This is a genomic window from Spartinivicinus marinus (assembly GCF_026309355.1).
GTDB classification, from domain to species: domain Bacteria; phylum Pseudomonadota; class Gammaproteobacteria; order Pseudomonadales; family Zooshikellaceae; genus Spartinivicinus; species Spartinivicinus marinus.
Genome location: NZ_JAPJZK010000003.1, coordinates 124,360 through 137,004, shown reverse-complemented (window position 1 = coordinate 137,004; position 12,645 = coordinate 124,360). Strand labels below are relative to the sequence as shown.

The window sequence follows — 12,645 nt, the reverse complement described above, 5'->3', positions numbered from 1 at the left end:
CCTAGATAATACAACTTATGATGTCATTTTACTAGACATGAACTTTTCGCCTGACAGTTGTACAGGCGCAGAAGGCCTTTATTGGCTCTCCGAAATTAATCAATTAGCGCCAGAAACTAGGGTTATTATGATGACCGCTTATGGCGAAGTGGACCTTGCCATTCAAGCCCTGAAAAGCGGTGCTAGTGATTTTATTGTAAAGCCTTGGGATAAGAATAAATTACTGGCCACAGCAATTGAGGCTTACAAACTTAAAAAGTCAATTAAAAAACGTACTACAAATGTAACTAAACGTAAATCAATTAAATCTCGTCTTCGCCAACCCTCAGAACAGCTCATTATTGGCCAGTCATCCGCCATACAGGAGGTGCTGGAGATTATTTATTTATCTGCACCAACAGATGCCAATATTTTAATTTTAGGTGAAAATGGCACAGGCAAAGGCTTAATTGCCAGGGAAATACATCAACAGTCAAGTCGCAGTAAATCGTCATTTATCTCCATTGACCTAGGTACTATTGCAGAAGGTCTATTTGAATCAGAACTGTTTGGTCACAAAAAAGGGGCTTTTACCGGCGCTACCCAAAATAGAGTGGGTCATATTGTCGAGGCGAATAAAGGCACCCTGTTTTTGGATGAGGTCGCTAACCTCCCCACCCAGCTTCAAACCAAATTACTTAGCGTATTATCACAGCGGGAAGTAAAAGCCATCGGTGCCAATCAAAGCAAGTCGGTTGATATACGAGTGATTGCCGCCACTAATTTACCTCGCTCAGAGTTGCTGGATAACACCCAGTTTCGGCAGGATTTGTTGTACCGCCTCAATACCGTTGAAATCACATTACCGGCTTTAAGAGAAAGAAGTGAAGATATCCCCCTGTTGGTTGATTACTTCTTGGATATGTATTCACTTAAGTACAACCGCTCAAAACCTCACATATCAATGAAAACAATAACAGCATTACAGCGCTACCCCTGGCCAGGCAATGTTCGAGAGTTGCAAAACAGTGTTGAGCGGGCCGTTATTCTTAGCAACGAATCTGAATTATATATCCGTGATTTTCAATTAGTGGCTAATCAACCCAAAGCAGATAAGCAAACAAAGTCTCAAACACAGCCTCTGGAGCTGGGCAATCTGGAAAAACAGAGAGTAGAAAACGCCTTACAAAAATACGCTGGCAATATTTCTCATGCAGCAAAAGAACTAGGTATATCCCGTGCAGCACTTTATAGAAGGATCGAAAAATATGAACTCTAATATCTATAATCTATGTCAGATGAATAAACAGTCAAGCCCAATCGATTCTCTTGATCAAGTACCAGTTGCACTATTAGCTGTTTATTCAAATGAGGATATTAAGCTACTCAACAAAGAAGCTTATCGTCTTTTTCAGGAAGAGCAATTGGGAGGCATGCCAGCGCTAGATAGTATGATCCAAAAGGATATTGTTGGTATTCAGCCAAATCAAAAGACCTTATCTTCAATCACTCTGGCTGATAAAACTATTCCAGTAATACTCCTAGCAAGTGAGATTCAAAACAGTGAAACAAGCAAAATTGTTTCCGTTCAACCAATTCAACAGGAGTTAGACATTCATGAAGTGAATGTTTGGCGAAATGTATCTACCTTATTTTGCCATAAACTGGGAAACATCATCACATCATTAGACATCTTCAGTAGTGCACTCAGTCAAGGACTTCCAGAAAATCAAATGCACCTTGAGGGTGTCAGCATTGAGCAAGTGATGGGTGATATATTAAATTCCACTAATAAACTAAAGCTCTATAATCACGCTCTGCAAAAAATCACCTATCAACCTTCACCACGCTTTCAGAAAATTAACTTAAACTGGCTGCTAGGCACAGTTAATGATATCTGTGGTGAGCTGTGTATCGAACACAAAATTACGCTAGTCACTAACTTATCTGATAGTGACCTGGAGATTCAAGGCGACCTTGTTTTACTTCAAGATGCTTTAATCCAGTTGGTAAATAACGCCGTCGATGCACTAGCCAACACAACTCATGGAAAAATCGAGTTGAACATATTGCATACAGGACAAGGCAAGGCCGTAATAAATATAGCTGACAATGGGCCGGGTATCCCCCAAGAGCTGATAGATAAGTTATTCCTGCCATTATATTCAACAAAAGGCCATGGCAAAGGAGTTGGCCTTTCAACTGTACGACAAGTCATACATATACATAACGGGACTATCACTGCAACTAATAATAAGAATGGTGGGGCTTTATTTAGTATTAAATTTAATTGCTCAAGAAGCAGTCAGTCAAACATGTAACACTTGATTAATCGCAATTGGCTTGGTACTGTGTAGATCTTATTCATAAAATAGTAATATTGCACTCAGAAAACCAACGTGATTGAAAAGGAGTTTTGATTTATTTAATCGCAAAAATGATAACTATTGGATTGTTAATCAGTGATAAGTGGATGAGCTGCAAGTGATATGAGTAAATGCTGCTACTCAGATAATAGTCAGGGGTAGACTGCACCCCTTAAAAATCGTTTTCGGCAAATAGCAACCTAGGCTTAATCGAATAATAGCTAAACAACGTAAATTTTTCGATTTTACTCTCTTTACTAACGCTCATCGCCATGTAACTGGAATGTATTTCCCATGTTATTTCCTCCTTTTGAGTAATAATTAAGTTACTTACATAGAGTATGGCATGTTACAAATTAGCACACAATCTTAACAACTCAATAAATCAAGACTTAGCAAATGGTTAAGTTCATTTTTTCTGTTTGTTTATACTTACTCTTTATTAAAATCTATCAATTAGGATTATTTAGTAGTACTTCGTTTCGTACTGTCTAAATTAAGTAAACACTAAGCATACTATAGACATAATTCAGAAGGAACTTATATGTCCAGTATTTATACTGACAAGCTATTAAGGCAGTTTGGTCGCACGGATGGTTTGTTAAGCGGCGGTAATATGGCAACGGGCCTAATTGTCTACTGCATTATTGCCACAACAGAGGGATTTGGCCGAGAAGGAATTGTACTCTCTACATTTTTATTGTTTTTCTTATCAGCCATTTTAGAAGTCCCGACGGGGTATTTAGGTGACCGCTTTGGCTGGAAGTTTTCAGTCAAACTTGGGCTTCTCTGTGATTTTGCAGCCACCTTGTTTTTTAGCTTAACGGTTATTTGTTCAATTTATGGCTTTTATACTCTAATGTTAATTTTTTTAGCCTTGCGCCAGCTTTGTAGTGCACTTAATGGTGCGTTTACCAGCGGTTCATACCAAGCCGCTTATCAACGCTGGTATCAAGACAAACTCAAGGAAAACGATAGCTCAATCAATCATGCCCCTCCACTTTTTCTTTCCAGTTACAAGTACGGTATATTGATCCGTTTAGGACTACCATTATTTGCACTTGGACTTGGCTTATTACTACAAACAAAGCAGTTTACTTATATAACAAAGGAATATGTAACACTTATTCCTTTAGGACTAATCTTATACATTCTTATGATTCAAGTCTTAGCCTACTTTAAAATGGCTAAAGACCTGAATTTTAAAACAATATCTATTAAAGATGGCAATTCAACCCAAAATGTAACAGTAACTAAGTTATTTTTATCCGCGCAAGCTACATTACCTGTTTTATACACTTATGCTTTTGCTCACCTTTTTTTACAAGTTACTTATATGTTTTTAATTGGTGAGTCTTACTATCTATTTAAGGATGCTGATTTACCTCAAATATTAGTTTGGGGTGGTGGTATGGGAGCTGCTGTTATCAGTAGTTTTTTAGGAATAGCTATATCTCGCTTTTTTATTCCTTGGTTATCTAAACAACCAGGCTTTCGGGCTATTCGATGGCTAGGGACTCTCGCTTTAGGTTTTTTATCAACTGTAGTTGCAATATCTTTTTACAGTGATATTTCAACAATTGCCAAACTTTCCTGTATGTTCTTAGTGATACTAATTGCAGACCCCATTTGCTTTGCCTTACGTGCTGAAATTACCTCTGATAGTCATCGCTTTGTTCCTGATGAATTTAAAGCCAGTTGGTTTAGTGGTGGTTCCTTACTAGCACGATTAACCTACGCAATGATTGCCGGGCTGATTTTAATTGCAGGGGTACCCCATATGGGTATTTTTGTCATGATGTCAGTATTAGGGGTTATTGGTGCTGCTCTCGCTGTAATTAACTATAAAAAAGGAGAAAACGTCAGTAAATTTGAACGTGCCAACTTAAAAAAGTGCTTAGGTATGGTGATTGGCATTATGTTCTTTATTGCCAGCTTTGTTGTATTTTTAAGCGAAACCTGGTATTTCGTTAAACAAGCCACTGAAGCACAACGTCAACAAGACCAATCCATTACAGAAAAATATGCTGGACAGTTCTCTCTCATTGAAGACACATCCCAGGCCAGTCAATTGCTCCATTCACTTAGCCAAATGGCAAATGTCGACTGCGTCGATATTAATATTGATCTTATTCAACAAACATCCTGTGATACAAACCAGTCAACTTATTCTGTTTCTAAGGAGATCTACTTCAACTCACTGGTTAAACAGAATCAACGGGGTTCATATACCATTTTTTTTAATGACTCAATAATCCATCAAAAAACCTTAAAACACTTGATTATTGTGGCAACTATTTATGTCGCTTTTGTTCTCTTGATGTTTAGTATCACCTACCGCATTGTCAAACGTATCTGCAGTGAAGCCACAATGGTGTTGGATGTAGCCATGGATAAGACATCAAACAAGCTCAAGGATACTAATGGCGAAGAGCGTTACTTTATTGATGAGTTTGCCATCATGGCTGACAAGTTTAATGATTTTATTGAAAACGAAAAGCGTATGGCCAATTTGGAAGGGATCAACCAAATGGCAGCTCAAGTGGCCCATGACATACGTTCACCTCTCACCGCGCTGGAACAAATTGCTGAACATTCTGCTGAGGCGATTCCTGAACAAAACCGTATGATTCTTCATAGTGCTATTGAAAGTATGAGTGATATTGTCAATGGTTTGTTAGTTGTTGAGCGAGAGCAAAATATTGATAAAGATCCCGCCAAGCAGCAAATTTCCAAGCAGTTGTTATCTACCATTCTGGAAGAAGTCGTATCAGAAAAACGCATTCAATATCGCCGTCAAACTGAGGTCGCTCTTCAGCTACAAATTGATAGTGATGCTTATAGCGCCTTTGTGAATATACATGCCAATTCGCTTCGACGGGTGCTGTCTAATTTAATCAATAACTCAATAGAAGCCATTGGTGAACAAACCCAGCTTAATATTCAACTAACCCTGAAAGTCTTAAACAATAAAACAGTTATTACCCTGACTGATAATGGACAGGGCATTTCTAACGAGCTTATAGATAAAGTATTAGAACGCGGGGTCAGTGTGGGTAAAACAGGTAACACCGGTTTAGGCTTATCTCATGCTAAATCAACCATTGAGTTATGGAAGGGTAAATTTACTTTAGAATCAAACCCTGGTGTTAGTACACAAATTACTATTGCCCTCCCCATACAGCCTGCGCCTGAATGGTTCTTACCCTTCTTACTATTACCCGCTAATGCGCAAATAATGGTGTTAGATGATGATGCCAGTATGCACAATGTCTGGCAAAGTCGGTTCGCCCCACTCCCATTAAAGGAATCTTGTGTTGATGTATACTACTTCCGTAATGAAGCACAAATCGGGGAGTTTTGGAAACAACAAAAAGATACTAATCGTCCTTTGGTCTTATTATCTGACTACGAACTACTAGGGGAGTCCAAAACTGGATTGGATATTATTGAAATGATCCCCGCAAACTCCAGTACCCGTATTCTAGTAACCAGCCATTATAAAAGCGCCAATATACGAGAACGCTGCTCAAAACTAAGGGTCAGGATCCTACCCAAATCCTTAGTAAACTGGCTTTCCATCGAGGTAGCCCCATGGGAGCCCATTCGCTACGATATGGTACATGTTGATGATTTTAAAGCCATACGAACGGCTTGGAAACTAGAAGCCCAATTAAACGGTGCAAAACTTCTGTCATTGTCCAGCCCAACTGAGTTTGAGCAGTATGCTGAGCATATAGATAAAGAAACTCCAATTTATATTGATGATGAGTTTTTAGACTTCCCTATCAGGGGTAGTGAATGGGGTAAAACTCTTTATGAACTGGGCTTTAAACGACTCATATTAAGTACCGGCGTGGCTCCACGAAATGCCAATGAAATGTATTGGTTTGAGTCAATTTCAGATAAAGAGTCTCCATGGACAAAAGCCAGACAAAAATCCAAATTGGAAAAAGAGGATAGCGCTTAATATTGTTTAGTTTTTTTAACGCTTTTGTAGCACTTCATATTAAATAGTCATCAATCAGACGGTTATCATCATATTGAAGTGCTACCCCCTCATAACTACTTTTTCCCTACTCCCAATTTGCTTAACCTGCTTTATAATACACACCTTTTTCTTTCAGTTATCCCTCAACACTAAAGCACATCATCTGCTTTACTTATCCCATATTGTATTTAAATCATTCATCTCTTAAATACACACTTATTGTTAAAATATTATTTTTTAAATAAGCAAGAGCATAAATCAACTTAAAATAATTTATGACTACAATTCATAAACTTTATTTATTGAAAATTACCGCTATACCAATTTATAGTAGACACGCGACAGAGGAAGCAGTCAGGCGGTACTGTCTCCAATCAATCTAAGTTTCAGCCTAACTAATATCTCATACCATTAGGTAGTGCTACTCTTATTGTATTAGGCAATTTATCCAATGACTAACCACTGTTGTAATTAGCCCAGATCCATTCTGGGTTCATTTCATAATCCTTAATTTAACTTGTGTAGAGTGTGTCTGTTAAACGACATACTGGAACCTCTGGTTTAGGGGGCTCTTTGCCCCCATTTTTTACTTATCAAATATTATTTATAATAAAATTAAATGGGGTAATTAAATGCGGTCTCCATTGCCTGATGATTTGGCTACCATTGTCACCTGGCCACGATTAAAACGTTATTGCTATTTTTTTGAAGAAGCGGTTGAAACCAATCAAATCTGGACATTATATAGAGGAAGCTGGGCCATCGAACAATCCAACGGTTATCAAACGTTTCCTCTTTGGCCTAACGGGGCTTTTGCCACAATTTGTGCAATTAAACAATGGCAATATTTTAAACCCATACAATTTACTATTGAGATTGTGTTGAACGAAGTCATTCCTATGCTGGATAACAGTTTATGGTTTCCTTCCATTTTTCAAACACCCTCTGACAGGGGCACCATTATTAATACGCAGTTATTAAAAGATGAATTGTTAGGCCTGATGTAATTAAAAAGTATTTTGCGTTCATTATTTTCGTTGGGTCGTAGGGGTACTATGTCCCGTTTGCCAGATTATGTTGTACTGGCCTTTTTTAGTTCTTCCTTAATTTTTTGATGATGGCTTCCAATTCCTCATCGTTGCTAAAAGCCAGCACCACATAGCCACCATTGGTGCTATTTTTAGCTCGTCTCCCACGTTTAACCACGGAGGTAAATCCCGTGAGCGTTGATAATTTTTGGCCTAGCTGATCATCCTTCATTGTCTGCCATTTTGCCAACGTATCAATTTCTTCCAGTAACTGAATTTCACCAGCTAGGTCACGACTTGACCAGTCGTGTATATAAGCCTGCTTAACCAGCTGCATTTGCTGGTAGATATTTTTGACGGTGACCAGCTCCCGTAAATGTGCAGCAGGGAGAGTATACTTATCTAATAGAGCTTTAACCTTTGGATGTAACTGATCAAACCGCGATAGATGTGATACTTCAGCCCGTGAAACTTTCATTCGCATGGCAATATCTGCTTGTGATAAGCCCTGCTCTTTTAACTGCTTGCACCGTTTAACGGCTTTCCAAATGTCATTCATACTGAGTTATTGTTTAATGGATAATTTGTAGCAATGCTACAAGTTATTATGACATAATTGGTTTACTAGGTCGACTATTGTTTACAGTTTCTCTGAAACGCTACTCATGCATCTTCTCTGTTGATAACACTATTTAAGTGTTTGCTGCTGTTTATTAACAGGCTAGTGCCTGATTTTCAATAGACTGCAGTTCAAGTCGGCGTTGTTCGAGTAGTGCCCGCGTTTCCCGATGTTGCTGGCTAAGTTGCTGGTATTGTTTTTCCAACAAGTTGATCTCTTTTTCAACCGTTGTAGCAGGACGCTGACTGGGCTCAGTGCCTAAGAATTCATCTTTGTGTGCTCGTAACACTGACAGTTTGGGCTGAGAACGGTTGTAATGTGCTGCCTGTACTAATAACTCATTGTATAAGATGCGATTTCTTTGTCGGCAAAACCGGTGAACACTATCTCGTAAAGCACCATAATGAAGGTTATGGACTTTTGATAAATCTACAGGTCGTGCACCCTTTAAGATTTCGATTGAAGCTTCAATAAAGGCTGGATTCATAGTATCAACTCCTAATCCTATTAACACCAATGCTTCATTCCCGTCCTGTTTTTCCCCTTGTTTATCACTGATAAAAAAATAGCTGCAACTTTTTTATTTATTTCTAAAGAGTCATTAATCCATGCAACACTAGGCTAATGTCGAATCAGTGATGGGAGAAAATTTATCACTACGTGAAACAAATTTAAATACCTAATATTAAAAATTTCCATATTTTTTTGATCAACGATTATCATTGAGTTTTCGTTATTTATTGGTGTTTTTTTGAGTGATTTATTAGTAATTTTCAATTCACGTTTTCAACAAATTTGTTAATTATCAAACATGATTCAGTCTGATTCTGAAAAATTAGCGCCCTGTTCTCACACTGATTTAGCATTATTTGAATCGCTTGGGCTGACTATCAATGAAGCGGTAACTCACACTGAAACGGGTGTCATACGGCACTACCTGGACGAACTGGGGCAATGTATCCCCGGTGTTTATAGAAATTTGCCAGCGGCTGATTATCACCAGGCACCAGCTTATTCACATAGCCAGCTAAAGGTGTTAATTAACCAATCAGCCAAGCACTTTTATTGTCAATTTATCGAATCAGACAAAACAACTAACAACCAAAAACCAGCCAGTTATTTAACAACGGGAGAGTTTATTCATGCACTGTGCTTAGAGCCTGACAAGGTTTATCAGCGCTACTACTGTGATTTAGCCATTGAAGACTATCCAACAGCGCTAAAAACGACCACTGATATTGATCGAGCATTAGTCCAGCTAAAACAGCCTAAAACTAAAATTGGGGAGCGAAAAGCTGGTAAAATTGCCAGGTTACTATCAGTGGATCCTGATATAGCGATTTGGGATCAGCTGTTACTCAATCACCATGAATTGCCAGAGCATCAACATAAGACACCTATTGCAAAAACTACTTGGCTACAAGCCCACCAGGTAGTCAAAGCAATTTATGAGCGTCCAGAGGCTAAAGAGGTATTATCAGCTGGTATCAGTGAACTGTCATTATTTGCCACCTGCCCTATAACCCATCTCCCCCTTAAATGCCGTATAGACTGTTTAACAAATACCCTACACTTGTGGGATCTGAAAACAGCGGATACAGCCAACCCCGTTCTTTGGAAAAGCAAAGCCGCTAAATACGGTTATCAGTATCAAGATGCGTTTTATCGTTATGTGTTTGAGATGTGCACAGGTTTGCTACCCAGTGGCTTTGACTTTTTAGTGGTTGAATATCAAGACGTCGCTATCTGTGAGCCTATCACGCTAAGCGAGGAAACCAAACAGCTTGCTGATGAACTAGTGATTCAAGCGTTACTCAAGCTCAATAATTGTTTAGAAAATAATCACTGGCCAGGTTATACCACGGCTGGTATTACTGTCCTTAATTTATCATCTTGGTTATCAAAAACACGTCTATGAGCAATGACTCCCCTACCCCACCGTTACCTACTTATATTAAGGCTATCATTAAGAGTGAAGAACGGTTTAAGCATATAGTTGAGCATCATAAATATAATCTTAATTATCATGAAGAAGCTCAGTTCGCTAAAACACAAATTGCACAAACAACAAAGCTACAGCACTGCACACCACAGTCGATACACGACAGCTTATTGCAAGCGGCCAGCTTAGGATTAACGCTCAATCACCAGAAGAAACTGTGTTACCTAACAACCCGGTATAACAAAGAACTTCTAGCTTTAGAGTGTAAGTTTGACATCACTTATCACGGCCTTTATACCCTGGCTTTAGAAACGGGTGTAGTACAGTTTGTAGTGGCTGAGCGAGTATTTGAGAGTGATATTCAGAACGGTGGGTTTGAGTATTTAGGTCCTTTGCTGCCACCAAAGCACCAAACCAAAAACCCTTTTTTGAGTGATAAAGAGAAAGGTAACTGTATAGGTGTGTATTGTGTAGCCAAACTGGCCACTAACGATTACATGACTACCTTTATGACACAAGCAGAGTTGAATGCTTGTGCTCAACAAAATGGATTCAATAACAGTGTCTGGTCTGGTCCCTTTCGTGGAGAGATGGAAAAGAAAGCTTGTATTAAGCGTGCATTTAAGCTTTGGCCAAAGTATCAAGATAAAAGCGGTCGATTTAGCAATGCTGTTGAGCTAATGAATCGTGATATTGACACTATCAACCCTTAAAGACACTAATCGATTTTCTCTCTATTTTTAAATTGCCTGTATATATCCAAAAAATATAATGCTTTATCAAGCTTATCAGATGGAAGCAAATCCAGATTTACTTCATGGTCTTGGATAAAATCCCAAGGGTGTATAAAACTTTCCTTGTCTTCCTTCGTATAACAAAATGGGCTTCTATGCCACAAAATTGTGATCTCATACATAATCATTACTAGTGTATAAGTAAACTTCCCTTTTTTCAGCTTATCGGTAAAAACGTTTGACCATAGTTGATGTTTTTTGAGCCGCTCGACTAGTCCTTCAAATAAATCTTGGCAATTTAAGTTATATTGAGTGTTAGGCGACTGTAGCTTTCCAATAAGGTATTTTGATGATACATTTAAAGCATTATTATATAGTATAATATTTCTTTTAAATGGGTCAGTTATTATTTCTTTCTCATTCCCATCTTTATTTAAATTAGTATCAAACTCAGAGGGAGCTGAATCTTTATTTTGATTTATTTCCCTTAAATATTTGTTTTTCAGTGCTTTATATACATAAGCACCATGCTGTCTTCTACCACCAGATAATACTAGTTCCTTGATAAATTTTTCAACTTTATCAAGACCCAAAACCTCAGCAAATAAGCCAGGAGAGCCATCTTCAGTAACAATGTATTTATCAGTTTGGTTTATATTTAAGTGTATTCTACATAAATCGTACAAGCTCAACTTATTTAAGTCGTCATTATTAATTAAATCTTTTCTTTTAGTCAAGCTTTTAATATATTGGCTCAATTCATTTGAGTCTCGTTTAAACACTATTTTTTTTATAATAAACTGAAATCCTTTTTTACCTGATGCGATTAACCTTACCTCAATATCCAGGTCTTTTTTAGATACGGTCTTAATCTTTGATTCTATCTGTTTTCTTGCCTCAGATGGAAATACATTAACTAAATTTGGCATAAAAAGTAAACAAGAAAGTTCCTCTTGACTATATATTCTGGAGTGGACCTCTCTGCCTACATGTTGATTTTGAACATATGGTCTGCATAATTTATACAGGGCAATAGTTTGAGTGCTTGATAACTTACTTAAATAGTTGAAATCAACATGAGTGTAAACTTTATGAAGATCATCATAAAACCAATCAGCTAATGAGTAATTAAATACACCTGCCGATTTAATCTTAAAAGATTTACTCTCAGCACTTAATACTGCTTTTGTAAAAGGCTTGTGTATTAACTCATCATTTTCAGATAAATAAGTAACTATACTTTTAGCGGTGGTTAGATCATCAAAAGTTGCAATCTTGATGCTACTTAGTCTGTAGACAGACTTTTTGATTAATTCATAGTTTCGATTTGGAAAATTGATAGTTTTAGCAAGATCTGAATAAGACCATTGATGCTGGGTGATACCTAAATACTCTCTTTCTCTTCGTGATAACTCCATCATCGCTATGAGACACTTCAGCTCAATTGAGCTAATCACAGGACTACGGTTTAGCTTGGAAGCATCCATTGGCAAGCTTAGATCTGCAGCTTTCTTGGACAAGAGGGCTATCATATCAGCTATTACTTTTGAGCCTTGATAACTACCCTCCTCCTTCCTGTAAACAAGCTTAACTGTCATTTAAGTGAAATACCTTAAACCGAAACTATATTTCAAACCAGAGCGGCTATTTTTCATACAAAACGTTTAATGTTTTCTCAACTTATAGCAACACCATACCTAATATACCCTGGCCTATATTTAAGACTATCTCAACCTATTTTTCAACATATTTGTTACAGCATTAACTGTAGGTCAAAAAATAGGCGGCTTATGTATTTTAATAACCAAGTTTCGTATTATTTCGACCAAAAATGTATTTTTTTAACCAAGTTAATGGTATTTTCTTTTATAAATCAATAACTTACAAACTCTCTATAGTATACCTATAGTATATTATATTTACATATATAGTAGTTATAGTTATAAGAAATGGTAAATTTCTGCTCAAAATGAATGTATTATGTTT

At 37.5% G+C, this 12,645-nt stretch carries 9 protein-coding genes; 6 read left to right on the top strand and 3 right to left on the bottom strand.

All coding sequences use genetic code 11. The features are described from left to right. The 4 genes from OQE68_RS29810 to OQE68_RS29795 form a co-directional block, all read left to right on the top strand. Positions 1–1,258 (top strand): sigma-54-dependent transcriptional regulator (locus tag OQE68_RS29810; protein WP_266196017.1); only part of this gene is annotated, 1,258 nt, incomplete at its 5' end. Further along, entirely contained in the window at positions 1,248–2,300 is a 1,053-nt protein-coding gene (locus OQE68_RS29805; protein WP_180571388.1) for a sensor histidine kinase, read from the top strand. The genes OQE68_RS29810 and OQE68_RS29805, both read left to right, overlap by 11 nt. Positions 2,301–2,889: 589 nt before the next feature. Further along, positions 2,890–6,315 (top strand): ATP-binding protein, encoded by a 3,426-nt coding sequence (locus tag OQE68_RS29800; protein ID WP_180571389.1) that lies wholly within the window; start codon positions 2,890–2,892, stop codon positions 6,313–6,315. Positions 6,316–6,968: 653 nt separating this feature from the next. Further along, complete coding sequence (locus OQE68_RS29795) at positions 6,969–7,343, top strand: DUF2750 domain-containing protein (RefSeq protein ID WP_180571390.1); 375 nt, start codon at positions 6,969–6,971, stop codon at positions 7,341–7,343. Positions 7,344–7,428: 85 nt separating this feature from the next. On the opposite strand, the gene OQE68_RS29790 is transcribed toward OQE68_RS29795, so the two are convergent. Next, positions 7,429–7,923: a ParB/RepB/Spo0J family partition protein gene (locus OQE68_RS29790; protein ID WP_180571391.1), complete on the bottom strand. Its 495-nt coding sequence runs from the start codon at positions 7,921–7,923 to the stop codon at positions 7,429–7,431. Between the two features lie 154 nt (positions 7,924–8,077). After that, positions 8,078–8,470: a hypothetical protein gene (locus OQE68_RS29785; protein WP_266196016.1), complete on the bottom strand. Its 393-nt coding sequence runs from the start codon at positions 8,468–8,470 to the stop codon at positions 8,078–8,080. Between the two features lie 324 nt (positions 8,471–8,794). Between OQE68_RS29785 and OQE68_RS29780 the strand changes: the two genes are divergently transcribed. Together OQE68_RS29780 and OQE68_RS29775 are read left to right on the top strand one after the other, a co-directional pair. Then, a complete protein-coding gene (locus OQE68_RS29780) occupies positions 8,795–9,901 on the top strand; it encodes a PD-(D/E)XK nuclease-like domain-containing protein (RefSeq protein WP_266196015.1) in 1,107 nt (368 codons plus the stop codon). Beyond that, on the top strand, positions 9,898–10,638 hold the full coding sequence (locus tag OQE68_RS29775; protein WP_266196014.1) for a recombinase RecT: 741 nt from the start codon (positions 9,898–9,900) through the stop codon (positions 10,636–10,638). The genes OQE68_RS29780 and OQE68_RS29775 overlap by 4 nt, the downstream gene beginning before the upstream one ends. Before the next feature lie 5 nt (positions 10,639–10,643). On the opposite strand, the gene OQE68_RS29770 is transcribed toward OQE68_RS29775, so the two are convergent. Further along, positions 10,644–12,257, bottom strand: coding sequence for a RepB family plasmid replication initiator protein (locus OQE68_RS29770; RefSeq protein ID WP_180571541.1), 1,614 nt, complete (start codon positions 12,255–12,257; stop codon positions 10,644–10,646). Positions 12,258–12,645: the final 388 nt, after the last annotated feature.

Coding starts and splice junctions, on each gene's coding strand:
- OQE68_RS29805 (WP_180571388.1), top strand. CDS start 1,248: ATGAACTCTAATATCTATAATCTATGTCAGATGAATAAACAGTCAAGC.
- OQE68_RS29800 (WP_180571389.1), top strand. CDS start 2,890: ATGTCCAGTATTTATACTGACAAGCTATTAAGGCAGTTTGGTCGCACG.
- OQE68_RS29795 (WP_180571390.1), top strand. CDS start 6,969: ATGCGGTCTCCATTGCCTGATGATTTGGCTACCATTGTCACCTGGCCA.
- OQE68_RS29790 (WP_180571391.1), bottom strand. CDS start 7,923: ATGAATGACATTTGGAAAGCCGTTAAACGGTGCAAGCAGTTAAAAGAG.
- OQE68_RS29785 (WP_266196016.1), bottom strand. CDS start 8,470: ATGAATCCAGCCTTTATTGAAGCTTCAATCGAAATCTTAAAGGGTGCA.
- OQE68_RS29780 (WP_266196015.1), top strand. CDS start 8,795: ATGATTCAGTCTGATTCTGAAAAATTAGCGCCCTGTTCTCACACTGAT.
- OQE68_RS29775 (WP_266196014.1), top strand. CDS start 9,898: ATGAGCAATGACTCCCCTACCCCACCGTTACCTACTTATATTAAGGCT.
- OQE68_RS29770 (WP_180571541.1), bottom strand. CDS start 12,257: ATGACAGTTAAGCTTGTTTACAGGAAGGAGGAGGGTAGTTATCAAGGC.